General features: G+C 70.6%; 21 protein-coding genes. 12 read left to right on the top strand and 9 right to left on the bottom strand.

Annotation, left to right across the window (positions count from 1 at the left end; translation table 11 throughout):
• Nucleotides 1–170: 170 nt before the first annotated feature.
• Nucleotides 171–899 (top strand): helix-turn-helix transcriptional regulator, encoded by a 729-nt coding sequence (locus CRP50_RS03795; protein WP_176525010.1) that lies wholly within the window; start codon nucleotides 171–173, stop codon nucleotides 897–899.
• Nucleotides 900–1039: 140 nt separating this feature from the next.
• Entirely contained in the window at nucleotides 1040–2275 is a 1236-nt protein-coding gene (locus tag CRP50_RS03790; RefSeq protein WP_097277624.1) for a TIGR03087 family PEP-CTERM/XrtA system glycosyltransferase, read from the top strand.
• 68 nt (nucleotides 2276–2343) lie between these two features.
• On the opposite strand, the gene CRP50_RS03785 is transcribed toward CRP50_RS03790, so the two are convergent.
• From CRP50_RS03785 to CRP50_RS03760, 6 genes are all read right to left on the bottom strand, one after another.
• Nucleotides 2344–3585: a hypothetical protein gene (locus tag CRP50_RS03785; RefSeq protein WP_097277623.1), complete on the bottom strand. Its 1242-nt coding sequence runs from the start codon at nucleotides 3583–3585 to the stop codon at nucleotides 2344–2346.
• A 22-nt stretch (nucleotides 3586–3607) separates the two neighbouring features.
• A complete protein-coding gene (locus CRP50_RS03780) occupies nucleotides 3608–5128 on the bottom strand; it encodes an MBOAT family O-acyltransferase (RefSeq protein ID WP_097277622.1) in 1521 nt (506 codons plus the stop codon).
• A gap of 193 nt (nucleotides 5129–5321) precedes the next feature.
• Nucleotides 5322–6671: a PEP-CTERM-box response regulator transcription factor gene (gene prsR, locus CRP50_RS03775; RefSeq protein ID WP_245913347.1), complete on the bottom strand. Its 1350-nt coding sequence runs from the start codon at nucleotides 6669–6671 to the stop codon at nucleotides 5322–5324.
• Nucleotides 6668–8812 carry an XrtA/PEP-CTERM system histidine kinase PrsK gene (gene prsK, locus CRP50_RS03770; RefSeq protein WP_097277620.1) on the bottom strand — a complete coding sequence of 715 codons (2145 nt, stop codon included), beginning with the start codon at nucleotides 8810–8812 and terminating at the stop codon, nucleotides 6668–6670. The genes prsR and prsK overlap by 4 nt, the downstream gene beginning before the upstream one ends.
• Before the next feature lies 1 nt (nucleotide 8813).
• The gene (locus CRP50_RS03765; RefSeq protein WP_097277619.1) at nucleotides 8814–10301 is read right to left on the bottom strand and encodes a TIGR03013 family XrtA/PEP-CTERM system glycosyltransferase; all 1488 of its coding nucleotides are present in this window, start codon (nucleotides 10299–10301) and stop codon (nucleotides 8814–8816) included.
• Nucleotides 10302–10486: 185 nt separating this feature from the next.
• Nucleotides 10487–11314, bottom strand: a complete 828-nt coding sequence (locus tag CRP50_RS03760; protein ID WP_097277618.1) for an aldo/keto reductase — start codon at nucleotides 11312–11314, stop codon at nucleotides 10487–10489.
• 171 nt (nucleotides 11315–11485) lie between these two features.
• Between CRP50_RS03760 and CRP50_RS03755 the strand changes: the two genes are divergently transcribed.
• On the top strand, nucleotides 11486–11815 hold the full coding sequence (locus CRP50_RS03755) for an antibiotic biosynthesis monooxygenase family protein (RefSeq protein WP_097277617.1): 330 nt from the start codon (nucleotides 11486–11488) through the stop codon (nucleotides 11813–11815).
• 71 nt (nucleotides 11816–11886) lie between these two features.
• Here the strand turns inward: CRP50_RS03755 and grxD are convergent, their stop codons facing one another.
• The 3 genes from grxD to CRP50_RS03740 form a co-directional block, all read right to left on the bottom strand.
• A complete protein-coding gene (gene grxD, locus CRP50_RS03750) occupies nucleotides 11887–12219 on the bottom strand; it encodes a Grx4 family monothiol glutaredoxin (protein WP_097277616.1) in 333 nt (110 codons plus the stop codon).
• 121 nt (nucleotides 12220–12340) lie between these two features.
• A complete protein-coding gene (gene rarD, locus CRP50_RS03745; protein WP_097277615.1) occupies nucleotides 12341–13303 on the bottom strand; it encodes an EamA family transporter RarD in 963 nt (320 codons plus the stop codon).
• 43 nt (nucleotides 13304–13346) lie between these two features.
• Nucleotides 13347–14357, bottom strand: a complete 1011-nt coding sequence (locus tag CRP50_RS03740) for a hypothetical protein (RefSeq protein ID WP_097277614.1) — start codon at nucleotides 14355–14357, stop codon at nucleotides 13347–13349.
• A 126-nt stretch (nucleotides 14358–14483) separates the two neighbouring features.
• Between CRP50_RS03740 and CRP50_RS03735 the strand changes: the two genes are divergently transcribed.
• The 9 genes from CRP50_RS03735 to CRP50_RS03695 all read left to right on the top strand — a co-directional run bounded on the left by CRP50_RS03735 (nucleotide 14484) and on the right by CRP50_RS03695 (nucleotide 23658).
• Complete coding sequence (locus CRP50_RS03735) at nucleotides 14484–14948, top strand: Lrp/AsnC family transcriptional regulator (protein ID WP_097277613.1); 465 nt, start codon at nucleotides 14484–14486, stop codon at nucleotides 14946–14948.
• A gap of 296 nt (nucleotides 14949–15244) precedes the next feature.
• On the top strand, nucleotides 15245–18757 hold the full coding sequence (locus CRP50_RS03730; protein WP_097277612.1) for an indolepyruvate ferredoxin oxidoreductase family protein: 3513 nt from the start codon (nucleotides 15245–15247) through the stop codon (nucleotides 18755–18757).
• Between the two features lie 181 nt (nucleotides 18758–18938).
• Entirely contained in the window at nucleotides 18939–19757 is an 819-nt protein-coding gene (locus tag CRP50_RS03725; RefSeq protein ID WP_097277611.1) for a PRC-barrel domain-containing protein, read from the top strand.
• A gap of 184 nt (nucleotides 19758–19941) precedes the next feature.
• Nucleotides 19942–20493: a DUF3429 domain-containing protein gene (locus tag CRP50_RS03720; RefSeq protein WP_097277610.1), complete on the top strand. Its 552-nt coding sequence runs from the start codon at nucleotides 19942–19944 to the stop codon at nucleotides 20491–20493.
• Between the two features lie 49 nt (nucleotides 20494–20542).
• Entirely contained in the window at nucleotides 20543–20956 is a 414-nt protein-coding gene (locus CRP50_RS03715; RefSeq protein WP_097277609.1) for a hypothetical protein, read from the top strand.
• Nucleotides 20957–21162: 206 nt separating this feature from the next.
• The gene (locus tag CRP50_RS03710) at nucleotides 21163–21573 is read left to right on the top strand and encodes a hypothetical protein (RefSeq protein WP_097277608.1); all 411 of its coding nucleotides are present in this window, start codon (nucleotides 21163–21165) and stop codon (nucleotides 21571–21573) included.
• Nucleotides 21574–21733: 160 nt separating this feature from the next.
• Entirely contained in the window at nucleotides 21734–22285 is a 552-nt protein-coding gene (locus CRP50_RS03705) for an Hsp20/alpha crystallin family protein (protein ID WP_097277607.1), read from the top strand.
• A gap of 248 nt (nucleotides 22286–22533) precedes the next feature.
• On the top strand, nucleotides 22534–23112 hold the full coding sequence (locus CRP50_RS03700) for a hypothetical protein (protein WP_097277606.1): 579 nt from the start codon (nucleotides 22534–22536) through the stop codon (nucleotides 23110–23112).
• 90 nt (nucleotides 23113–23202) lie between these two features.
• Nucleotides 23203–23658, top strand: coding sequence for a hypothetical protein (locus CRP50_RS03695; RefSeq protein WP_097277605.1), 456 nt, complete (start codon nucleotides 23203–23205; stop codon nucleotides 23656–23658).
• Nucleotide 23659 lies beyond the last annotated feature (1 nt).

Below are 23659 nucleotides of genomic sequence, written 5' to 3'. Positions count from 1 at the left end.
GAAAAACAGACACATTTATTGCACCGGAAATGTAAAGAATGCCGACGTACTTCACGGGAATGACTTTATTCTACCCCGAAAAAACACGGAAGACTTCACATGTGCCGTTTACCGCAGCGACCCGGGAGCCCTAGCGTAACATGCAGCAGATGGCGAATTGGATGAGCTCCATGGCGGAAAGGGACGACATCAGGAAGGCGGCCGGCGCGGCCGAAAACGGCAAAGGCTGGCCGCGCGCGCTCCTGTGCCTGGTCGCCCGCGAAGACCTCGGCGTGCTCGGGGAACTGGTCGCCGACGTGAAGCATGCGCCGCTCTACTTCCTGGATAGGCCGGCGGACCTTCTCACGGCGCGACGGGAGGGGTCGGTCCTCATCGCCTCGGCCAGCCGGGTGGCGAACGAGCCGTGGTCCAACGCCATTGGTCAGGCGCGGCGCACCGGCTCGCTGCCGACCGTGTTCCTGACCCGCTCCGACCAGATGATCGAGATCGCGCCCTATGCCGACCTCATCGACAACCTGATCTTCCTGGAGGTCCCGCCCCGCCGGCTCGGCAGGGCGCTGACCATGGCGCTGGACGGCTTCGTCACCCTGCCCGGCCGCGCCCGCGCCTCGCTGGCGGTGGACGCGGTGCGGCAGGAACGGCTGCAGCGCCTCGACGACCTCGAGCAGGAAGTCATCGCTCTCATCGCCGAAGGCATGACCAACGAGCAGATCGCCCGCCGCCTCGGCATGGGTGAACCGCAGGTCAAGCGCACGGTGAAGCGCATCCTCGACCACCTCGGCCTGCGCAACCGCACCGAGGCGGCCGTGTTCTACCACTGTGCCGACGGCGGGCTGCGCGGTCAGGCCGGCGACGGCGGCGGCAGCGGCAGCGAGAGCCCCCCCGGCGCCCCCGGCTGACCCTGCCTCCTGCGGCGGTCCGCCGGGATTACCCCTCCTTGCCGCAGCGGCTCGCCCCCTGAACCGTCGCTCCGGCGCGCCGGCCCCGTACCATGGCGGAGACCTCCTTCCCCTTCTCCGCCTCAGCGACGGGAGCCGTCATGGCAGACGTGCTGTTCCTCACCCAGCGCATCCCCTACCCGCCCAACAAGGGCGAGAAGATCCGCTCCTTCCGCCTGCTGGAGCGGCTGGCGCGGCGCCACCGGGTGCACCTCGGCTGCCTCATCGACGACCCCGACGACCTGCAGCACCGCGACACCGTGCGCGCCATGGTCGCCGACGCCCACTTCGGCGTGCTCGACCGCCGCCGCGCCCGTATGTGGTCGTTGCGCGGGCTGCTGACCGGCGAGGGCCTCAGCGTCACCTATTTCGGCGATGCGTCCTTGCGCGCCTGGGTGCGGCGCGTGCTGACCGAGGTGAAGCCCAAGGCCGGCGTCATCTCGTCGTCCAACATGGCACCCTACCTGCTCGACGAGCCGGCCCGGCCGCCGCTGCTGGTGGCCGACGTGGTGGACGTCGACAGCGCCAAGTTCGCCCACTACGCGCGGGAAGCGCGCCCGCCCATGCGCTGGGTCTTCGCCCGCGAGGCGGTGCGCGTCGCCGCCCTGGAGCGCCGCCTGGCCGACGAGGCGGCATGGTGCACGCTGGTCTCCGAGCCCGAGGCGGCCCTGTTCCGCCAGGTCGCGCCGCGGGCGCGGGCGCGCGTGCTGGGCGTGCCCAACGGCGTCGACACCGCCTTCTTCAGCCCCGAGCACGCCGCCGTGTCACCCTACGACGGCGCCGGGCCGGTGCTCGCCTTCACCGGCCACATGGACTACCCGCCCAACATCGACGCCGCCCTGTGGTTGGCGCACGACATCCTGCCGTTGGTGCGGCGCAAGGTGCCGGCGGCGCGGCTGGCGATCGTCGGCGCCAACCCGGCGCGCGAGGTGCAGGCCCTGGCCAGCCGGCCGGAGATCCTGGTCACCGGGCGGGTGCCCGACGTGCGGCCCTACGTGCGGCATGCCACTGTCTGCGTAGCCCCCTTGCGCATCGCCCGCGGCATCCAGAACAAGGTGCTGGAGGCCATGGCCATGGGCCGGCCGACGGTGGTCACCACCGCCGCCCTCACCGGCATCGCCGCCGAGCCCGGCCGCGACCTCCTGCTCGCCGACGGCGCGCCGGCGGTAGCCGACGCGGTGCTGCAGGCCCTGGAGCCGGCGCGCGCCCTGGCGCTCGGCGCCCAGGCCCGGCGCTTCGTGGTGGAGCATCACGGCTGGGACCACACCTTCGCCGCCTTCGACACCTGCCTGCGCGGCCTCGACGGGCCGGAGCCGGTGCGCGGCGCGGCGGAATAGGGCAGCGCGCGAGCCTGCGTGGCGCGTGAACGCAGCTCCGGCGCGACGGCGCCGGAGCGCAAAAGGCTCTACCGCGACGACACCGGCACCACCCCGCCCTCCCCTGTCTCTGCCACCCGCCCGGCCTTCCAGGCGTCGAGCACGGGGCGCAGGGTGCGCTGCTGCTCGGCCAGGGCGGCGACGGTCAGGCGCTCGCCCGGTGCCTCCGCCGGGGCGGCGCAGTCGCGGCCGAGCAGGGCGCCCAGCATGCGTTCCCCAAGGGCCGCCGTATAGTGGGCCGGCTCCCAGAACCAGCGCAGCGTGGTGCGACGGTCGCCGGCCGGCGGCACCGCCTCGCGGGCGAAGGGGCCGAGGGTGTTGAAGTCCCACAGCGGCACCCCGTGCGCCGCCGTCACCGCCAGCAGGTCCGCCTTCCAGCGCAGGAAGTCCGGCCACAACCCGCCGTGATCCACCGCCGACAGGTAGGCGGCGTGGTAGGGGTTGAGGAACAGATGCGGCGTCACCCCGCGCGCCGCCAGCTCCGCCAGCAGGGCATCCAGCGCCGCCAGTTCCGGCGAGGTGTCTGCCGCCGGCAGGTGCAGGCCGGGGCGCGAAAACAGGCCGCGCAACTCGTCCTGCTTCTGGGCGAACAGCACGCGCTGGCCCTCGGCGGCGATGATGGCGCGGTAGGGCCGTGCCGGGTTGAACCCGTCCGCCCGCAGGTCGCCGGCGTCGGGATCGTGCTGGGCGACCACCGTCCGCAGGCTGTCGGCCAGCGCATCGAGCGACACCGCCGCCCGCCACCCGTCGGTGAGCCGCTGCCGCCACTGGCCGGCGCCCTCCGGTCCGAGCGCGAGGCGGCGCTGCCAGTCACCGGGCGAACCGCCGCCGCTGCCGCCCTCGCCCGCCGTGGCGACGGCGCCGACGTGCAGGAAGTCGAGGAAGTCGAGGCCGATCACCACCGTGCGCACCGTCCCCGCCGCCAGGCCGTGGCGCAGCGCCTCCAGCTGCATGGCGAAGGAGGCGCCGGGCAGGCCGAGGTTGTAGACCGGCTGCTCCGCCGCGCTCCAGCAGGCGGAGGCTGGGTCCAGCCCCATCTCCGGCCGCGAGTTGCCGACCACCAGCGTCGCCGGCCGCGCCGCCGCCACCTGATAGGGCTTGGCGACGCGGGAATGGCTCGACGCTTCCGGCTTCACGGCATTGACCCCGGCGACGCGGGGGGTGCCGAACAGGCCGTAGGGGTCGACCGCCACGTTCACCGCCGCGGCGACCGCCAGGGTTCCGGCGAAGGCGGCGGCGCAGAGGCGGAGATAGCGACCGTGGCGGCTCATGGTGATGGCGACCCTCGCAGGCTCAGAACTGGAAGTAGAGGAACTCGGACACGCCGGTCAGCGTCAGCACGCCCACCCCGGCCGCGACGCCCGTCGCCACCGCCCAGCGCCCCGAGGGCTGCCATTGCAGGCGGCTCGCCCGCTCCGTGCCCTGGCGCAGGCGGGCGACGATTTCCTGCGTGTTCGGGCAGGCGACGGCGATGGGCAGCAGCACGGCGATCCATGTCCACATGAGGACGAAGTCGCTGCCGCCGCCGAGGTAGCTTTCGACGCCCCAGCCGCTCAGCAGCGTCCAGGCCTCGCCCAGGCGGGCGGCGATGGCGTTGGGCAGGGCGACGCCGTTCAGCCCCGCCATGCCGCCGAGCAGGGTCCAGGCGCCGGCGAAGCTCTCGGCGCGGAAGAACACCCAGGCGACCACCACGGCCAGCATGGTCAGCGCCCAGCCGCCGACGCCGCGCAACGGCCGCCGGTCGCCCGCCACCGCCCGCCACAGGTGGGCGACCATCAGATAGAAGCCGTGCAGCCCGCCCCATGCCAGGAAGGTCCAGCCGGCGCCGTGCCACAGTCCGCCGAGCAGCATGGTGATCATCAGGTTGCCGTAGCGCCAGGCCGTTCCCTTGCGGCTGCCGCCGAGCGGGATGTAGAGATAGTCGCGCAGGAAGCGCGACAGCGTCATGTGCCAGCGCCGCCAGAACTCGATGATGCTGGTGGCCTTGTAGGGCGAGGCGAAGTTGAGCGGCAGGGTGATGCCGAAGATCAGCGCCGCCCCGATGGCCATATCGGAATAGCCCGAGAAGTCGAAGTAGATCTGGAAGCTGTAGGCCAGCGCCCCGCCCCAGGCCTGCAAAAGATCCAGCGCCGCCCCCTGCTCCGCCGCCCGGAAGGCGCCGGTGGCGTAAGGCGCGATGCCGTCGGCCAGCACCGCCTTCTTGAACAGGCCGATGGCGAGCACGGTGACGCCGACGGCGGCGTTCTCGGCCGTCAGACCGGCGGGGCGGGCGAACTGCGGCATCATCTCGCGGTGATGGACGATGGGGCCGGCGATGAGCTGCGGGAAGAAGCTGACGAACAGCGCATAGCGCAACGGTCCGTAACCGCCGTCGTCGCCGTTGGCCCAGCAGTCGGCCAGGTAGGCGATCTGCTGGAAGGTGAAGAAGGAGATGGCGAGCGGCAGCACGATGGCGCCCATGGTGAAGCCCGTGCCGGCGGCGTCATTGACCGTCTGCACCAGCAACCCGGCATACTTGAAGTAGCCGAGCGCCCCCAGGTTGGCGGCGATGCCCGCGATGAGCAGCGCCTTCGCCGCCCTGTCCCGCCCGCTCCCACGCCGGCCGGCGATGGCGCGGCCGAGGCCGTAGTTGACCACCATGGAGCCGCCGAGCAGCACCAGATAGACCGGATTCCACCAGCCGTAGAAGAACAGCGACGCCAGCACCAGCCACGCCACCACGCCCCGCCCCTGCCCCCACCGGCTCAGCACGGCATAGCCGGCGGCGACCACCGGCAGGAACAGGAACAGAAACTCGTAGCTGTTGAAAAGCATGGTGCTTCGTACCTGGCGGTGGAGGATGGTTAGCCACCAAGGCACCAAGAACACCAAGATGCCGTGCCGGTTGCCACCCAGTGCGCCGCCGCAGGCGCAGTGACAGTCCCGTTGGAGGAAAGCTCCGGCTTCACCATCCCGCGCCGCTCTCTTGGTGTCCTTGGTGTCTTGGTGGCTAAAAACTGAGGCCCGCTCACTCCCGCAGCCGCAGCGACCGCATGAGGTCGTAGAGGGTCGGCCGGCTCACGCCCAGCAGCTTGGCGGCGGCGGAGACGTTGTTGTCGGCGACGCACAGCGCCTTGCTGACGGCTTCCATCTCCGCCTCCTCGCGCGCCATGCGCAGGGTGGGGAAGTCGGCGGCCTCCAGGCGCAGGTCGGTGGCGGCGATCATGGGGCCGTCGGCCAGCACCAGCGCCCGCTTCACCCGGTTTTCCAGCTCGCGCACGTTGCCCGGCCACTCGTAGCCGGCGATGGCGGTGACGGCGTCGGCGGTGAAGCCGCGGACGGGGCGCTTCATCTCGCGGGCGTAGCGGCCGAGGAAGAACCGCGCCAGCAGCGTCGCGTCGCCCGGCCGGTCGCGCAGCGGCGGGATGTGCACGCCCACCTCGTCGAGGCGGTAATAGAGGTCCTCGCGGAACCGCCCGTCGCGGATGAGCGCCTGCAAGTCGGCATTGGTCGCCGCCACCACCCGCACGTTGACGGCGATCTGGCTGCGGCCGCCGACCCGCTCGATCACCCGTTCCTGCAGGAAGCGCAGCAGCTTCACCTGCAGGGGGTGGGGCATGTCGCCGATTTCGTCGAGGAACAGGGTGCCGCCGTCGGCCTGCTCGATCTTGCCGGGCGTGGTCTTCACGGCGCCGGTGAAGGCGCCCTTCTCGTGGCCGAACAGCTCGCTTTCCAGCAGGTTCTCGGGGATGGCGGCGCAGTTGATGGCAACGAAGGCGCCCTTGGCGCGGCCGCTGCACCGATGCAGGGCGCGCGCCAGCACCTCCTTGCCGGTGCCGCTCTCGCCGGTGAGCAGGACGTTGACGTCCGACGGCGCCACCCGCTCCACCATGCGCAGCACGTCGAGCATCTTCGGGCTTTCGGCGATGACGTCGGTCATGGGGCCGGTCTCGCGGGCGGCGGCGAGGCGGCGGTTCTCCGCCTCCAGCTCCGCCAGTTGCATGGCGCGCTCGACGATGAGCCGCAGGGTGTCGATGTCCACCGGCTTGGGGTAGATGTCGTAGGCGCCGTTGCGCACGGCTTCGAGGGCGTGCACGCGCTCGGCATTGCCGCTCGAGACGATGATCTTCAGCCACGGCTTGAACGACAGCAGGTCCTTGAGCACCGCCAACCCCTCCGTCGCGCCGTTGGGGTCGGGCGGCAGGCCGAGGTCGAGCACCACCACCTGCGGATCGCAGCGGCGGGCGGCCGCCAGCGCGGCGGCGCGGTCGTTCGCCACCTGGACGTCCCAGGCGTCGGCCAGCGCCCACTTCAGCTGCTTGGCCAGGCCCTCGTCGTCCTCCACGAGCATGAGGATCGGCTTCGCGTCGGCCATCATACGGTCTCCCTGGTCGGCTGCGGCGTCGCCCTGGCCGGCCCCTCCGCCGCGGTGCGGTCGAGGGGCAGGACGATGCGCATGATCGTGCCCTTGCCGGGCTCGGTGCTCACTTCGAGGCGGCCGCCCATCTCGCGCACCAGCTCGCGGCACTGGAAGGCGCCGAGGCCGTAGCCGTCGGCCTTGCTGCTGTCGAGCGGGCGGAACAGGCGGTCGCGGACGTAGGCGAGGTCCATGCCGACGCCGTCGTCGGCGACCTCGACGGCGATGGTCCCGCCGCCCCGCACCAGCCGTACGGTGACCCGCCCCGCCGCGCCGGCGGCCTCGATGGAATTCTGCAGCAGGTGGTCGAGGACGCTGCCGAAGGTCTCGGCCGGCGGAATCGGCAGCCCGCCGCCCGCTGCGCCCGCCAGGTCGGCGGCGAGATCGGGATGGCGGCGGCGCCAGCGCGTCACCGCCTGCGCCACCTGCTCGCCGACGTCGGGGGCCGGCGCGCCGGGCGGCAGGGCCGGCGGAGCCGGCGCCCGGCTGTGGCGCAACTCGGCCAGCAGGGCGCGCAGCTTGGCGACGGCACCGGCGGTGGTGTCCAGCATGTCCTTCTGGAACTCGGGGTCGTCGCCGACGCGCTCGGCGTTCTTCAGCATGAGGTCGAGCTGGCTGACGATGTTCTTCACGTCGTGCACCAGGAAGGCCGTGCGCTTGCTGAAGGCCTCCAGCCGGCGGGCGTCGGACAGCTCGTTCAAGGCCTTTTCCGTCGCCAGGGTGGCGGCGGCGTGGCGGCCGACGGTCTTCAGGACGTCGAAGTCCTCCCACGTCAGCGGCCGGCGCAGGCGCGGCGCGGCCACCAGCACGAAGCCGATGACGTCGCCGCGGATGGGCAGCGGCAGCACCAGCCACGCCTGCGGCAGCGCCGTCAGCCACTCGGGCGCGTCGAAGCCGTAGAGGTCGGGGCGGCGGCGCATCTCGTCCAGGTCCACCACCCAGCGCCGCCCTTGCAGGAACCCCACCAGCGCCGAGTCCACCGGCACCGCCGGCAGGCCGGCGGAGAGGTTCCAGACGGCCGACGGGATGAAGGCGCGGTCACGCTCCTGCAGCAGCCAGAGAGCGCCGGCGGTGCCTTCCACGATGTCGCAGACGGCGCGGATGACGCGGTCGTGCAGGGCGGCGGCGTCCTCGCCCTCGCCGCCCGCCAGCGTGCGGGTCACGCGCAGCCATTCGGCGCGGTAGTCGTAGCGGTGGGCGAAGAAGTTCTTGGCGACCCACACCCGCGCCCGCGCCCGCGACGCCCCCGACAACACCAGGACGCCGAGCAGCAGCAGCGACCCGGCCAGGAACGCCGCCTGACTGGCCGGCCCCCACGAGCCGCCGAGCCCGCGGATGCCATAGCCCACCAGCGACATCACCAGCAGGTAGACGCCGGTCGCCAACAGCGTCGTCGACTTGAGCAGGATCTCCCGCGACGGCCGCAGGCGCCGGCCGCCGTCCATGGAGCGGAACAGCGAGACGCCGATGGCCGCGGCGCACAGGGCGTCGACCAGGGCGCGCGCGGCCACCATGTTGGCGTCGAGCCGGTTGACCAGGAGGGCGTCGGCGAACAGGAAGACATCGAAGGCGAAGACCACCGCCAGCCCGAGGCAGAGGTGCTTGATCGCCCAGCGTTCCTCGACGTCGCGCTGGCGCAGGATGCTCTCCATCAGCGCCAGCCCGACCACCGCGAGCACCAGCAGCGCCACCGGCATGAGGTGGGGAGCGGTCGTCGCGATCCAATCGGAGAGGCCGACGCCGGCGGCCAGGGCACCGGCACCGAGCACGGCACCGCCGCCCACCAGGGCGAGACGGCGGCCCTGCCACAGGCCCGCCACCTCGGCCAGCACCACGAGCCACGCCATGGTGTGCATGGCTTCCAGCGCGAGCACCACGGGCGGCACCGCCATCGTCGGCAGCAGGCCCGCGGCGGCCGGCAGCCCCGTCATCGCCACCGCCCACAGGGCCGTCAGGACGGCCGCCGCCGTGGCGGCGGTGCGGCGGGCGGGGAGCAGGTCGGCGCCCCGGCTCAGGGCGACGACGGCCAGCAGCATGTATGCCCCGGCGCACAGGCCGTAGGCCCAGGTCAGGACGACACCGATGCCGGCCGCGGGATCCACCTCAGCGCGCCCCCTCGTTCCACAGGATCACCTTGGCGGTCTGCACCAGGATGAGCAGGTCGAGGAACATGCTGCCGTTCTTCACGTAATAGAGGTCGTAGGCGAGCTTGCGCCGGGCATCCTCGACCGAGGCGCCGTAGGGGTAGTTGATCTGCGCCCAGCCGGAGATGCCGGGGCGGACCGAGTGGCGCTCGCGGTAGAAGGGGATCTCGGCGGCCAGCTGGTCGACGAAGAAGGGGCGTTCCGGGCGCGGGCCGATGAAGCTCATCTCGCCCTTCAGCACGTTCAGGACCTGCGGGATCTCGTCGATGCGGGTCTTGCGGATGAAGCGCCCGACCGCGGTGACGCGGGCGTCGTTGGTGCGCGCCCACTGCGGCGTGCCGTCCTTCTCGGCATCCACGGTCATGCTGCGGAACTTGAGCAGCCCGAAGGTGCGGCCGTTCAGCCCGACCCGCTCCTGCCGGTAGAACACCGGCCCGGCGCTGGTCAGCTTGACGGCCGCCGCCGCCAGCAGGGTGATGGGCAGGGTGCCGAGCAGGAACACCAGGCTGACCACGATGTCGAAGGTGCGCTTGAAGATGCGGCGGCCGAGCGACAGGCGGAACCCGTCGGAGAAGATCATCCAGCCGGGGCGCAGGGTGTCGAGGTCGATCTCGGCGGCCTCGCGCTCCCAGAAGGTGGCGTAGTCGGCGATGGCGACACCCGCCAGCTTGCACTGCAGCAGGTCGTGCAGCGGCAGCCCGCCCCCGCCGCCGGCCGCACCACTGCCGCGGCGTTCGCGGGTGGTGAGCACGATCTCGTCGACGCGGCGGTCGGTGACCAGCTGGCTCAGGGCTTCGCGCTCCTCCACCAGGCGGCGGGGGAAGATCTGCCAGTGGCGCATGTCCTCGGCGGTGCCGTTCTCGCCGGTCTCGACGAAGCCGACGATGCGGAAATTGCGGTGGTGCGCCGGATCGCCCAGCTCCGCCAGCCGCTGCGCCGCCGCGCCGGTGCCGAGCACCAGCACCCGGCGCTTGAAGACGTCGAGGTCGGCCAGCTCCACGAAGAAATAGCGGATGAGCAGGATGGCGACCCCGGCGGCCGGTGTCGCGAAGCCGAGCAGGATGACGTAGCCCGACCAGTCGGTGCCGGCCCAGGTGGCATAGGCCACCGCCGCCATGGCGAGCGCCACGAACAGCAGCGGGAAGATGACCAGCGAGCGGCGGACGAAGGTCTTGATGTCGAAGAACATGCGGCGGCTGTACATGCCGACCGACGCGATCACCACCACCCCGAGCAGCGCCAGCGCCAGCGGCACCACGTCGTCATGCCATTCCAGCCCGTGAACGAGGGCGTCGGCGGCGCTTTCCACGCCGACGTCCACGGTCACCGGCCACAGCGCCGCGACCAGGGCCGCCAGGCCATCGAACAACCCGAGAAGGACGCCCGCTTCCAACAGCGCCAGAAGCAGCACGGGAACCGCAATGTGGTGCCCGAATACCCGCAGCATGTGCGCTCTCCCTGATGGTTGGTTTTTCTTGTGCCGACCACCAGAGACGCTAGCGGAGCGCTGCGTCGAGGGACAAAGGCGGGGAAGGAGAGGCAGGGCCTATTTGGACCTACCTCGGAGGATGGAACAATCTTTTCAATGGCTTACGGCGGAGGCCCGACCTCCCCCGCGGCCAGGTCGGGCACTCAGCTGTCCCACTGCGGCGCCAGGCCCTCCGGCGCGATCTGGCGGCCGTCGGGGCGCTGCAAGCCCTTGATGGCGCGCATGTCGTCGGCGGACAGCTCGAAGTCGAAGATCTCCAGGTTGGCCTTGGCGTGGTCTTCGCTGCGGCTGCGCGGGATGGCGCAGACGCCCTCCTGCTGCACCAGCCAGCGCAGGGCGACCTGGGCGGGCGTCTTGCCGTGCGCCTCGGCGATGCGCGCCAGCACCGGCTCGCCCAGCACCTTGCCCTGCGCCACCGGGCTGTAGGCGGTGAGCGCCATGCCCTGGGCGCGGCAGGCCTCCAGCACCGGGTCCTGGTTCAGCAGCGGGTGGTATTCCACCTGGTTGGTGACCAAGGGCTCGGGCGAAAGCTCGGTGGCGCGGCGGATCAGGTCGACGGTGAAGTTGGAGATGCCGACGTGACGCGCCTTGCCGGCCTGCTTCACGGACGCGAGCGCGCCCAGCGTCTCGGCCAGGTCGACCTCCGGGTTCGGCCAGTGGAGCAGCAGCAGGTCGACGTGGTCCATGGCGAGCTTGCGCAGGCTTTCGTCCACCGAGCGCTGCAGGTCGCCGTCGCGAAAATTGCTCACCCACACCTTGGTGGTGACCCACAGGTCGCTGCGGCCGATACCCGAGTCGCGGATGCCGGTGCCGACTGCTTCCTCGTTTTCGTAGATCTGCGCCGTGTCGACGTGGCGATAGCCTTCGCGCAGGGCGGCCTTCACCATGCGGTGGCAGTCGTCGGGCGGCAGAGTGAAGGTGCCGAACCCGAGGGCGGGAATCCGGGCGTCCTTGGCATTGACGGTCCACATGGGGCGAGTCCTGTCGTCTTGGGAGGGATCGGGAGGAGGAGCGGGGCCGCACCCCCTGCCCTGCGGGCAACGCCACCGCCCGCGGGCCCGTTGCCGCCCCCGTCAGTGGCCCTGGAGGCCACCCGCCCCGCCGCCTAGGCTCGCAGGGACCGGGACAACGGAGGGCTCGCCATGGACGACCGCACCCCAGGCTGTTACGCCGTCATCTTCTCCTCGCAGCGCAACGACCAGCCGGGCGACGGCTACGGCGCCGCGGCCGACCGCATGGTGGAGCTGGCGAAGGCCCAGCCCGGCTTCCTCGGCATCGAGTCGGCGCGCGGGCCGGACGGCTTCGGCATCACCGTCAGCTACTGGGAAAGCGAGGAGGCGATCCGCGCCTGGAAGCTGCACGCCGAGCACGTCCAGGCCCGCGAGCGCGGCCGTACCGAATGGTACGATTTCTCCACCACCCGCGTCGCCCGGGTGGAACGGGCCTACAGCAGCGCCCGCCGCGGCGGCTGAGGGCGGACGAAAGGAAAGGCCGGCACCCTCGCGGGCACCGGCCTGTTCCGTCGGGGTCGGGAGACGTCCGCTTACGCGGCGGTCTTCACGCCCTTTTCCTTCAGCATCTGCTGCAGTTCGCCGCTCGCGGCCATCTCGCGCACGATGTCGCAGCCGCCGACGAACTCGCCCTTCACGTAGAGCTGCGGGATGGTCGGCCAGTTGGAGAATTCCTTGATCCCCTGGCGGATCTCGTCGCTGGCGAGCACGTTCACGTCCTTGAACGGTACGCCGAAGTGGTTCAGCACCTGCACGACGGCGGCGGAGAAGCCGCACTGCGGAAACTGGGCGGTGCCCTTCATGAACAGCACGACGTCGTTGGTGTCGATGTCGGACTGGATCTGCTGGTGAGCCGGGTTGGTCATACTCGTATAAACTCCTGTGGCGTCGTCGTCGGAGGGGACGGGCCGCCTGACGGCTGGGGGAGGTGGTCCTTTGCACGGTCGACCACCGCCGACTGCGGGCACGGCTGGAAGGGATATTGGCCTATGGCGCGGTTCTGTCAACGCCTTCGGGCGTGGGGTCTTGGTCGGGCCGGCGACGCGCCCGCCGCAGCTTCGCCGGGTCGAGGCTATAGACGGCGATGCCGCTCCAGATCAGCACGAAGGCGACGGCGTGGGGCACCGTGAAGGTCTCGTGGAACACCAGCGTCGCCAGCAGGAACTGCATGGTCGGGTTCATGTACTGCATGAGGCCGAGGGTGGCGAGCCGCAGCCGCCGGGCCGCGAAGGCGAACAGGAACAGCGGCACCGCCGTCAGCGGCCCGGCCGCCACCAGCAGCAGCGGGATTGCCCAGCCCTCGGAATGCAGGAAGCTGCCGGCGCCCGTCGCCTCCAGGGTACCGAGGTAGAGCAGCACCAGGGGCATCAGCACCAGCGTCTCGACGAACAGGCCGACCAGGCTTTCCGCCGGGGCCGTCTTGCGCAGCAGGCCGTAGATGCCGAAGGAGACGGCGAGCGTCAGCGCCACCCACGGCAGCGTGCCGAGCCCGACCACCAGCGCCGCCACGCCTGCCACCACCAGCCCGAGGGCGGCGGCCTGGCGGCGGTTGAAGGTCTCCTTCAGGAACACGGCGCCGAGCAGCACCGTGACCAGCGGGAAGATGTAGTAGCCGAGGCTCGCCTCCAGGGCGTGGCCGCTGGTGACGGCGTGGACGAAGGTCACCCAGTTGATGGTGATGGCCGTCGCCGACCCGACGAAGACCAGCAGCTTGCGCCGGTCGGACAGGATGCCGAGCACGTCGTGCCAGCCGCGGCGGACGGTCAGCACCACCGCCAGCACCACCAGCGCCCACAGCACGCGATGCGCCACCACCTCGACGGGCGGCACGGCGGCCAGCAGCTTGAAGAACAGCGGCGACACGCCCCACACCCCGTAGGCGGCGACGGCGGCGAGGAAGCCGGACTTGGCGGACGCGGCGGCGGCGGAGGGGCTCGGGCTGGGGCTCATGGTGCGCAGGGTGACAGGCCGGCGGCGACGGGTCGAGAGCCGCTCACGCCGCCCCGGCCGGGGCCGCGACCGCCGCCGGACGGCCCCGGCGGTTCATGAACAGGCGCTCGAAGGTGCGGTCCGGCAGGGGGTGGACGATGCGGGCGAGCACGGTCATCACCACCACCGTCAGCAGCAGCCGGCCGAGCACCACGCCCGTCCAGTCGCCGCCCATGGCGATGATGATGAGGCTGTCCTCGATCAGGCTGTGGCACAGGGCCATGAAGGAGATGGACAGGAACACGTCGCGCCGCGGCAACGCCCCGCGGTCGACCTCGCGGATGATGAGGCCGGAGCCGTAGGACAGGCCGAGCACCACGCCGATCACCGTCAGCGGCACCGCTTGCGGCCCCATGCCCATGAGGCGCAGCAGCGGCTGCAGCAGGCGCGTCAGCAGCCGGTTGCCGCCCACCGCGTCGAGCAGGCGCATGCCGGCCATGATGACGAAGATGACGGCGAGGATCATCGCCAGGCTCTCGACCGCCGCGATGCCCCACGCCAGCCAGCCGCCGTCGGCCGGCGCCTGCGGCAGCCACGCCATGTTCGCCGGCTGCTGCAGCACGTCGAGGCCGGTGTAGACCGCCGACAGGATGGCGCCGAACAGCACCGCACCGCCGAGGCGCAAGGCCGTCTGCACCAGGAAGCTCGTGCCCGTGCGCTGGCACACCCGGCCTTCCAGCGGCAGGGAGTGGGCGACCAGCATCATGGTGCCGAGCACGGTCATCTGGGCGACCGTCAGCTGGTCGGCCGGCATCACCGTCGGCAGCACGGCGGCGGCGCCGTAGATGGTGGTCAGGCAGGCCGTCGCCCACACGATGCCCAGCTCCGGCGGCAGGCCGACCACCGCCATCACCGGCGCGAAGGCGGCGGCGATGTAGGGGATGGCGCCGAAGTCCGCCGCCAGCTTCACCAGGATCATGGTCGGCACCATCAGCTTCAGCAGCACCCACCACACGCGCAGCGAATCACGGGCGACGGAGCCGAGGGCGGCGACGGGACGTGGGACGGCGGACATGGGGGTCTCCGGCGGGAGGGGGGATCGCGGTGCCACCAGTGATAGCGCATCGGCCGCGGCAAGGGTGGTCAAAGATTGCCTTTCCGTGGCAGGATCTTGCAGCATCCCCCGCCATTCTGGTGAACCATGCCGCTCGACCGCATCGACCGCCGCATCCTGGCCCACTTGCAGGAGGATGCCGACATCACCAACGCCGCCCTGGCCGAGCGGGTCGGCCTGTCGCCGTCCACCTGCCTGCGCCGCGTCCAGCGCCTGAAGGAGACGGGCGTCATCCGCCGCACCGTGGCGGTGGTCGACGCCGAGGCGGTGGGGCGCGGCCTGACGGCGGTGGTGGAGGTGCAGCTGTCGCACCACGGCGCGCCGCAGCGGCAGGACTTCATCGCCCGCGTGCGGCAGGAACCGGCGGTCATGCAGGCCTGGGGCGTCACCGGCGAGCCGGACGTCATCCTGGTGCTGCAACTGGCGACCATGAGCGAGTACCAGGGCGTCATCGAACGCCTGTTCGCCAACGATCCGCTGGTCGAGCGGTTCTATACCTACGTGGCAGTGGAAACCTACAAGAGCCGCACCGCGGTGCCGGTGGAAGCGTAGCGGGCACCCGGCGCACCGCGAGTCCCGAAACGGCGTCCGCCCTTCCCCGCCCTGCCCTCACAACCTTGCGCGCCGTCCCCGCAGCGCAGCATGTCCGTTGCTTGCATCGCGGCTTTCCCTGACCGATCCTTGCCTTAGCGCGACGGTCGACATTTCCCCATTGTAGGTCACGTTTCCTGCCATTAAATTTTCTTTCATACGCCCCGCCCGGGATACGGACCCCGGAGCAAGCGGGCGCCTGAGGACACCGCGAGGGCGGCGCAAAGAACTGCCCCTGCATCACCGGGAGACACCGCATGACCTTCCTCGCCAACGTCACGCTCGACGACAAGTACACGCTTGCGTCGGGCCGCATCTACATCACCGGCATCCAGGCCCTCGCCCGACTGCCGATGATGCAGCGGGAGCGCGATCTGGCGGCCGGCCTGAACACCGCCGGCTTCATCTCCGGCTATCGCGGCAGCCCCATCGGCGGCCTCGACAAGGAGCTGTGGAAGGCCCGCGAGCACCTGAAGCGCCACCACATCCACTTCCAGCCGGGCGTGAACGAGGACCTGGCCGCCACCGCCGTGTGGGGCAGCCAGCAGACCAACCTGTTCCCCGGCGCCAAGTACGACGGCGTGTTCGGCATGTGGTACGGCAAGGGCCCCGGCGTCGACCGCTCGGGCGACGTGCTGCGCCACGCCAACATGGCCGGCGTCGCCAAGAACGGCGGCGTGCTGTTGCTGGCCGGCGACGACCACGCCGCCAAGTCCTCGACGGTCGCCTACCAGACCGAATACGCCTTCATGGACTTCATGATGCCGGTGCTGGCGCCGGCCAACGTGCAGGAAATCGTCGACTACGGCGTGCTCGGCTGGGCCATGTCGCGCTATTCCGGCTGCTGGGTGGCGTTCAAGGCGCTGGGCGAGATCCTCGACAGTTCCGCCTCCATCGCCGTCGACCCGCACCGCATCGACGTGAAGATCCCGACCGACTTCGAGATGCCGGCCGGCGGCCTGCACATCCGGTGGCCCGACGCGGTGCTGGAGCAGGAACACCGGCTGATGAAGCACAAGCTTTACGCCGCCCTCGCCTTCGCCCGCGCCAACGGCCTGAACCGGGTCGTCATGGACAGCCCGACCCCGCGGCTCGGCATCGTCACCACCGGCAAGAGCTACCTGGACGTCCGCCAGGCGCTGCACGACCTCGGCATCGACGAGCGCATGGCGGCCGAGATCGGCATCCGCGTCTACAAGGTCGGCATGCCCTGGCCGCTGGAGCGCGAAGGCGTGCGCGAGTTCGCGCAAGGCCTCGAGGAGATCCTGGTGATCGAGGAAAAGCGCGCCCTCATCGAGAACCAGCTGAAGGAACAGCTGTACAACTGGCGCGAGGACGTGCGCCCGCGCGTGGTCGGCAAGTTCGACGAAAACCGCAACTGGATCCTGCCGTCCACCGGCGAACTGACCCCGGCCCGCGTCGCCCGCGTCATCGCCGAGCGGCTGGCGCAGTTCTACACCTCGCCCGCCATCAAGCAGCGGCTGGAGTGGCTGGAAGCCAAGGAGCGCAGCCTGGAAACGCCGGTCAGCCCGGTGAAGCGCGTGCCCTACTTCTGCGCCGGCTGCCCGCACAACACCTCGACCAAGGTGCCCGAGGGCAGCCGCGCCGTCGCCGGCATCGGCTGCCACTACATGGTCACCTGGATGGACCGCTCCACCTCCACCTTCACCCACATGGGCGGTGAAGGCGTGCCGTGGATCGGCCAGATGCCCTTCACCGAGGAAAAGCACATCTTCGCCAACCTGGGCGACGGCACCTATTTCCACTCGGGCATCCTGGCCATCCGCGCCTCGGTCGCGGCCAAGGCCAACATCACCTACAAGATCCTCTACAACGACGCCGTCGCCATGACCGGCGGACAGCCCGTCGACGGCATCCTCACCCCCTGGCAGATCACCCGCCAGCTGGAGGCCGAGGGCGTGCAGAAGATCATCGTGGTCGCCGACGACCCCGACAAGTACGCCATCGGCACCGCCTGGGCCGGCGGCGTCACCATCCGCCACCGCGACGACCTGGACGCGGTGCAGAAGGAGCTGCGCGGCGTCGAGGGCGTCACCGTCCTGCTCTACGACCAGACCTGCGCCGCCGAGAAGCGCCGCCGCCGCAAGCGCGGCAAGATGATCGATCCCGACAAGCGCGTGTTCGTCAACGAGCTGGTGTGCGAAGGCTGCGGCGACTGCGGCGTGCAGTCCAACTGCGTCGCCGTGCAGCCGGTGGAGACCGAATACGGCCGCAAGCGCATGATCGACCAGTCCTCGTGCAACAAGGACTTCTCGTGCGTGAAGGGCTTCTGCCCGAGCTTCGTGACCATCGAGGGCGCCAAGGTCCGCAAGAAGACCCCGGACGGCGCCGGCAAGTCGGCGGCCGAGGGCGACGACGGCTTCGGCCCGCTGCCCATGCCGACCCTGCCGGCCCACGACGAGCCCTACGGCATCGTCGTCACCGGCATCGGCGGCACCGGCGTCGTCACCATCGGCGCGCTGCTCGGCATGGCCGGCCACCTGGAGGGCAAGGGCGTCTCCGTGCTCGATCAGATCGGCCTGGCGCAGAAGAACGGCGCCGTCGTCACCCACGTGCAGATCGCCGAAAGCCCGTCCGGCCTCTACGCCAGCCGTATCGCCGCCGGCAACGCCAAGGTGGTCATCGGCTGCGACATGCTGACCGCTGGCACCTTCGATGTGCTGGGCAAGACGCGGGCGGACTTCACGACCGCCGTGGTCAACGACCACGAGACCATGACGGCCGAGTTCACCTCCAAGCCCGACATCGCCTTCCCGCGCCACGAAGTGCGCCACGCCCTGGCCGACGCCGTCGGCGCCGACGCCGCCCACTTCGTCGACGCCACCCGCGTCGCCACGGCCCTCATGGGCGACAGCATCGCCACCAACCTGTTCATGGTCGGCTATGCCTGGCAGCGCGGCCTGATCCCGCTGACGCTCGAGAGCATCGAGAAGGCCATCGAGCTGAACGGCGTCGCCATCAAGGCCAACAAGGCCGCCCTGCTGTGGGGCCGCCGCTACGCCGTGGCGCCGGGGCGGGTGGAAACCCTCATCGACGAAGGCGACAAGGCCCCGGCGGCGACCGAACTCGCCCACCGCCGCCTGTCGCAGACCTTCGACGAGGTGGTGGCCCGCCGCGTCGAGTTCCTCACCGGCTACCAGAACGCCGCCTACGCCGGCCGCTTCCGCGCCCTGGTGGACCGCGCCGTGCAGGCCGAGAAGTCCCGTGCGCCGGGCCGCGGCGGCTTCGCCGAGGCGGTCGCCCGCAGCGCCTTCAAGCTCATGGCCTACAAGGACGAGTACGAGGTGGCGCGCCTCTACACCGACGGCCGCTTCCAGACGGCGCTGAAGGAGCAGTTCGAGGGCGAGAACCTGAAGCTCACCTTCCACATGGCGCCGCCCCTCATCGCCAAGCGCGGCGAGGACGGCCACCTGAAGAAGACCACCTTCGGGCCGTGGATGATGGGCGCCTTCCGCACGCTGGCCAAGCTGAAGGGCCTGCGCGGCTCGGCGCTGGACGTGTTCGGCTACTCGTCCGAGCGCAAGCTGCAGCGCCGCCTGATCGCCGAGTACGAGGCGGTGGTGGCGGAACTCTGCCAGGGCCTGACCCACGACACCCACGGCCTCGCCGTGGAGATCGCCGGCCTGCCGCAGAAGATGCGCGGCTTCGGCCACGTCCTGGAGCGCAACGTCGCCGAGCAGAAGGCCCGCGAGGCGGAGCTGCTGAACGCCTTCCGCCACCCGCAGCCGACCGCCACCGCGGCCGAGTGACGCAGAAGGGAAGACCGACCCGGGGAGAGGCCGGCGGCAGCGATGCCGCCGGCTTTTCCTTTGCCCGGCAAGCGGTTCAAGAAGAAGGAAACCAAAAGCAACCTTACCACTTTGGCTGCGTTGGCAAGACAGAACCCCGATGCCAAGGGGGCCACCGCCAACCAGGCAAAGGAGGATACATATGCTTCGCCATACAATCGGCGCTTCCACCCTCGCCCTCGCCGTCGCGCTCGCCGGCCCTGCGGTCGCACAGAGCCAGAACCAGAGCCAGACTCAGGGTCAGACGGGCCAGCAGCAGATGCAGAAGGGCCAGGCCAACGTGCAGGGCCAGCAGGTCCGCGTGCTGAGCGAGTGGAACTACGACGAGCTCTACCGCACCGGCCTGCGCGCCGAGAACCTGCTCGACGCCGACGTGATGGGCCCGCAGGGCGAGGAGATCGGCAGCGTCGAGAACGTCATCCTCGACCAGAACAACCAGATCGTCGCGCTGATCGCCCAGGTCGGCGGCTTCTGGGACATCGGCGACACCCACGTGGCCGTGCCGTGGACCGAAGCCAAGCTCGTCGACGACGGCGTGCAGATCCCGGTGACCGAGGAAAACGCCGAGGACTACGACCTCTACGCCGAGACCTCCGTCGTCAACAAGCAGATGCTGCAGCAGGCCCGCGTCGTCGACGACGACCTGACGGCCGGCAGCCGCGTCTGGAAGCTGACCAACCTGATCGACGACTTCGCCACCCTGCGCGGCGGTGTCGGCTACGGCTACGTCGACGACGCCATCTTCACCCGCGAGGGCAAGCTGCAGGCCGTGGTGGTCGAACCGAGCGGCACCGGCTACGGCGTCGGCCCCTATGCCTATCCGTTCTACGGCTACGGTGCCGGCACGGGCTGGAACGCCGGCCTCGACACCTACGAAATGCCCTACGGCGAGGGTGACGTGGCCGAGATGGAGACCCTCGACTACGACCTGTTCGAGGACGACTGGGGCGAGATCGACTGATCGTCCGTCATCGCCACCTGCTCTCCGGCGCCCGCTCCGCATCTCGCGGGGCGGGCGTCGCCTTGCGTGTGGGCGGCCGAGCACTTTCGCCTCCGCCTTGCGGTGACCGATCCCCCCGCCCACCTTGAACGTATGGACCCAAGAGAGGGCGCCGCCGCGGCGCTCCGATCCGGAGGTGCCGCCCATGAGTTCCGCCAGCCCCACCGCCGCCCCGGTTCCGACCCTGGACCCGCAGGAGACCCACCGCCGCCTGGCGCGCACCGCCCGGCTGCTGGGCTACGCCGGGCTGATCCCGTTCTTCGTCGGCACGGCGGGGGTGTGGCTGGCCCGACATCCCTTCGACCTGATGGCGCACAAGGCGCAGCTGTCCTACGGCGCGATCATCCTCGCCTTCCTCGGCGCCGTGCACTGGGGACTCGTGCTGCGCATGCCCTACGGCGTGCCGCGGGTGCTGCTGGTGTGGGGGGTGGTGCCGTCGCTGGTCGGCTGGGCGGCACTCGCCTTCGGGCCGCCGCTGGCGCACGGCGTGATGATGCTCGGCTTCCTGGCGGCCTTCCTCGCCGATTACCGAGCAAGTCTGTCGGGTTTGACACCGACGTGGTACGCTCGTCTCCGTCTGGTGCTGACCACCCTCGTGCTGCTGGCGCTGGCCGTGTCGGGCTTGCGGTTCCTGGTCTACCCGCTGTTCGACCACGTGTCACTGGTGCCCGCCGCCGCCGAGGGACTCGCCATCTGACGGCTAACGATAAACGCGCTCGCCGCGAAAAACAGACAGTGGAGGAAGGATGTTCACACCGCAATACGCCGGCAACCTGGTGGTCGCCGTTCTGTTCTTCGTCGCCATCGTGATCATTCAGGTGGTGCAGGGCGCCTTCGCCCTTCCGGGGGGCGTCGACGATCTTCTGAGCATCCTCGCCGTCGTCTCGGCGCTGGGCATCCTGCTGTTCCTGGGCGCCGCCGCCGTGCACGGCACGCCGCGCCTGGACTGGTCCGACGACAGCGGCGAGCACCTGCACCCGCGCGCCAAGGCCGGCCTGCAGACCATGGGCGTGCTCGGCGTCGGCCTCGGGGCCCTGGCGTTCTACGTTGCCATCTACGTGTTCCAGTGGCCGGTCATCATCGTGCCCATGGTCCTGCTGGCGATCCTGGCGCTCGCCGTCATCATCTACCTGACCGCCGGCAAGCACGTCGGCACCTGATCCTTTTCCGCATTTCTTTTGAGGCCTTGACGGTGAAGGGGCGACTGCTTGCGGCAGTTGCCCCTTATCTTTTTGCGGATTAGCAGAGTCTTGTTGTCGACTTTGCCGCACCCATGGTATGGGCACGCTGCGTTGCGGCGGCGCAGCATCGCGCACCCGCTGCACCCCCATTTCCGATCCGCACACCGCCAGAGGATTTCCCGTCGATGTTCACCGCTCGCTATGCCGGCAACTGGGTGATGAGCCTGACCTTCGCCGCCGTCGCCGCCATCGCCCTCGGCCTGCCGGCGCTGGTGCAGACCAGCGGCGCCACCACCTTCCTCGGCCAGCTGGTCGCCGCCATGGCGGTCGCCGGCGTGCTGGTGCTGGTCCTCAACGCCGCCCGCGGCAAGACCCCGCTGTTCGACTGGACCGACGACACCGGCCGCCGCCTGCACCCGCGCGCCACCGCCGCCCTGAAGGGCCTCGGCATGCTGGTGCTGAGCCTCGCCTTCCTGCTCGGCTACGTCTCCATCTTCGTGTTCGGCTTCCACAACATCATCTACTTCGGCCTGTTCATGGTCGTGGTGCTGATGAGCTGGATCCTCTACATCACCGCCGGCAAGCACGTCAGCTGACGGCTCAGCCGTTCGGCGCATCCTGCATCGGAAGAAGGGGCGGCATGATCCGCCCCTTTTTCTTTTGCGGCCTTCCCGGCGGAGGCGTAAAATTACTCTCGGCGGCCAAAGGAGCCGCGCGCTCCACCCCCGCCGCCACCCGCAGCGCTGGGAGGATGCCATGCTCGACCTGAGAAGCCTGGTTCCGTGGGCGGGTCGTTCCACCACCCCCGCCGCGCGGGACACCGATCCCTTCACGGCCATGCGCCGTGACATGGAACGGATGTTCGAAGACGCCTTCGGCCGCTCGCCCCTGCCCACCGGCACCGCCTTGACGATGCCGCGCATGGACGTGACGGAGACGGCCACCGATCTGGTGGTCACCGTCGAACTGCCGGGGGTCGAGGATAAGGACGTCACCGTCGACCTGACGGGCGACCTCCTGACCATCAAGGGCGAAAAGAAGGAGGACTATGAGACCAAGGAAGAGGGCCGTCACCTCGTCGAACGGTCCTACGGCAGCTTCGTCCGCACCGTCCGCCTGCCCTTCACGGTCGACGGCGACGGCGTCGCGGCCACCGTCGATAAGGGCGTGCTGACCGTCCGGCTGCCCAAGCCGGCCGAGGCGCGCAAGGAGCCCAAGCGCATCGAAATCCGCACCACCGCCGCCGCCACGCCGACGGCGCCCGCCGCCACCGCCGCCGCGCCCGACGAACCGGGCAAGGCCGCGTGACGACGACGCCGGCCGGAGCGGCTCCGGCCGAACCCCTCCGCATCACGGACGGCGCGGCCCCCGAACGGGCCGCGCCGTTCGCGCCTGGGCCGGTGCGCCATTCCCGCAACCGCTTCATTGACAGCAGGTTCTTCCCGGACGATATGCAAGGGGCGCGGTGGCCGTTCCGGCATCGCGCGGCCGCCGGCCCGAGGACGGGCGACGGCCGGACAGTACCCGGGTATCGCTTCGCGTGGAGGATACTTGCGATGACCCCCCCCCCTGCCCCGCCGGCCCCCGCCGCCGGCGCCGCCGTCGTCACCCCGCAGGGGGTGCAGCCGCCCGTGAAGGCGGTGGAGGCGCTGATCGACACCATGGTCGGCAGGGCCGCCGCCAAGGGCGCCACCCCGGCCGACGTCGCCCACGGCATCGTCGGCGCCCTCGCCCACCTGCGCACCACCTTCGCCGCCCAGGGCGGTTACACCGCCATGCGGAGCTTCGACGACGCCCTGCGCACCTTCGTGCTCGCCCAGGGCATGGAGATCCGCCGCAGCACCGGCCGCGAGCCCACCCGCATCCGCCGCCTGCCCGACCCCGGCCCGCAAGCCGCCCGCGCCGCCGCCATCCTGCGCGACGCCGTTTCCACCGGGCTGCTGCTCAACGTCTGGGGTCCCGGCAACCTGTTGCTGCAGGTGGCCGCCGGCCGTCTGGCGGTGCGGCTGATCGAGGCCCTCGGCGGCGCCCTCCCCACCTGGAGCGCGCTCGAGGACTGGCTGGCGGTGGATGCCGACCACGTCCTTACGGCCGATCCCGGCCCCGTGCCCTTCCCCGCCGGGCGTCTGCAGTAATCGCGCCGTTGAAGGCAGGTTCGGCGAGCCCACCTGGACTGGGCGGCGTTTCGGGGTTACGACCCGATGCTTTGCAGAAGGAATGACATCATGGTCCACGGCCCCTTCCAGCGCACCGATCCGGGCGACCCCGATCGCGACGACGAGCGGGCCCGGCACGACCGCCCGCCGCCGCGCCGGCCCTACCGCGGCGACGACGACGACGGCAACGGTGCCCCCGACTGGACCGACCCCATGGTGCGCGACCGCCACAACCGGCGGGCGCTCATCAGCGCCGGGCTCGGCGTCGCGGTGGCCTTCCTGCTCGCCTCCGTCATGCCGCAGCCGGTGGTGCTGGCCGCCTTCCGCGAGATCCTGTTCTTCGGCGCCATGGGCGTCGGCCTGGTCGCCGCCCTGCGGCGCGAGCCGCTGACCGGTGCGCCGGTGCTGACGGGCTGGGACCGCGCCGCGCTGATGATGCTGGTCGCCCAGGTGTCCGGCCTGTTCGTCGATCATGGCGCCGTCGAGGAATACCTGCGCCAGGTGCAGGAAACCGGCCAGTTCTGAC

This window comes from Caenispirillum bisanense (genome assembly GCF_900230255.1).
Taxonomy (GTDB): Bacteria; Pseudomonadota; Alphaproteobacteria; order Rhodospirillales; family Rhodospirillaceae; genus Caenispirillum; species Caenispirillum bisanense_A.
Note: the sequence above shows the minus strand (reverse complement) of the source record. Positions and strands in the feature narration are given on the sequence as shown.

What these genes read in the sequence shown, in the direction of transcription:
- prsR (WP_245913347.1), bottom strand. Translation starts at nt 6,671, where the DNA reads ATGATGGCCGACGCGAAGCCGATCCTCATGCTCGTGGAGGACGACGAG.
- CRP50_RS03790 (WP_097277624.1), top strand. Translation starts at nt 1,040, where the DNA reads ATGGCAGACGTGCTGTTCCTCACCCAGCGCATCCCCTACCCGCCCAAC.
- CRP50_RS03785 (WP_097277623.1), bottom strand. Translation starts at nt 3,585, where the DNA reads ATGAGCCGCCACGGTCGCTATCTCCGCCTCTGCGCCGCCGCCTTCGCC.
- CRP50_RS03700 (WP_097277606.1), top strand. Translation starts at nt 22,534, where the DNA reads ATGACCCCCCCCCCTGCCCCGCCGGCCCCCGCCGCCGGCGCCGCCGTC.
- CRP50_RS03780 (WP_097277622.1), bottom strand. Translation starts at nt 5,128, where the DNA reads ATGCTTTTCAACAGCTACGAGTTTCTGTTCCTGTTCCTGCCGGTGGTC.
- CRP50_RS03705 (WP_097277607.1), top strand. Translation starts at nt 21,734, where the DNA reads ATGCTCGACCTGAGAAGCCTGGTTCCGTGGGCGGGTCGTTCCACCACC.
- CRP50_RS03710 (WP_097277608.1), top strand. Translation starts at nt 21,163, where the DNA reads ATGTTCACCGCTCGCTATGCCGGCAACTGGGTGATGAGCCTGACCTTC.
- CRP50_RS03760 (WP_097277618.1), bottom strand. Translation starts at nt 11,314, where the DNA reads ATGTGGACCGTCAATGCCAAGGACGCCCGGATTCCCGCCCTCGGGTTC.
- CRP50_RS03765 (WP_097277619.1), bottom strand. Translation starts at nt 10,301, where the DNA reads ATGCTGCGGGTATTCGGGCACCACATTGCGGTTCCCGTGCTGCTTCTG.
- CRP50_RS03730 (WP_097277612.1), top strand. Translation starts at nt 15,245, where the DNA reads ATGACCTTCCTCGCCAACGTCACGCTCGACGACAAGTACACGCTTGCG.
- CRP50_RS03720 (WP_097277610.1), top strand. Translation starts at nt 19,942, where the DNA reads ATGAGTTCCGCCAGCCCCACCGCCGCCCCGGTTCCGACCCTGGACCCG.
- CRP50_RS03740 (WP_097277614.1), bottom strand. Translation starts at nt 14,357, where the DNA reads ATGTCCGCCGTCCCACGTCCCGTCGCCGCCCTCGGCTCCGTCGCCCGT.
- CRP50_RS03735 (WP_097277613.1), top strand. Translation starts at nt 14,484, where the DNA reads ATGCCGCTCGACCGCATCGACCGCCGCATCCTGGCCCACTTGCAGGAG.
- CRP50_RS03725 (WP_097277611.1), top strand. Translation starts at nt 18,939, where the DNA reads ATGCTTCGCCATACAATCGGCGCTTCCACCCTCGCCCTCGCCGTCGCG.
- grxD (WP_097277616.1), bottom strand. Translation starts at nt 12,219, where the DNA reads ATGACCAACCCGGCTCACCAGCAGATCCAGTCCGACATCGACACCAAC.
- CRP50_RS03795 (WP_176525010.1), top strand. Translation starts at nt 171, where the DNA reads ATGGCGGAAAGGGACGACATCAGGAAGGCGGCCGGCGCGGCCGAAAAC.
- CRP50_RS03755 (WP_097277617.1), top strand. Translation starts at nt 11,486, where the DNA reads ATGGACGACCGCACCCCAGGCTGTTACGCCGTCATCTTCTCCTCGCAG.
- CRP50_RS03715 (WP_097277609.1), top strand. Translation starts at nt 20,543, where the DNA reads ATGTTCACACCGCAATACGCCGGCAACCTGGTGGTCGCCGTTCTGTTC.
- rarD (WP_097277615.1), bottom strand. Translation starts at nt 13,303, where the DNA reads ATGAGCCCCAGCCCGAGCCCCTCCGCCGCCGCCGCGTCCGCCAAGTCC.
- CRP50_RS03695 (WP_097277605.1), top strand. Translation starts at nt 23,203, where the DNA reads ATGGTCCACGGCCCCTTCCAGCGCACCGATCCGGGCGACCCCGATCGC.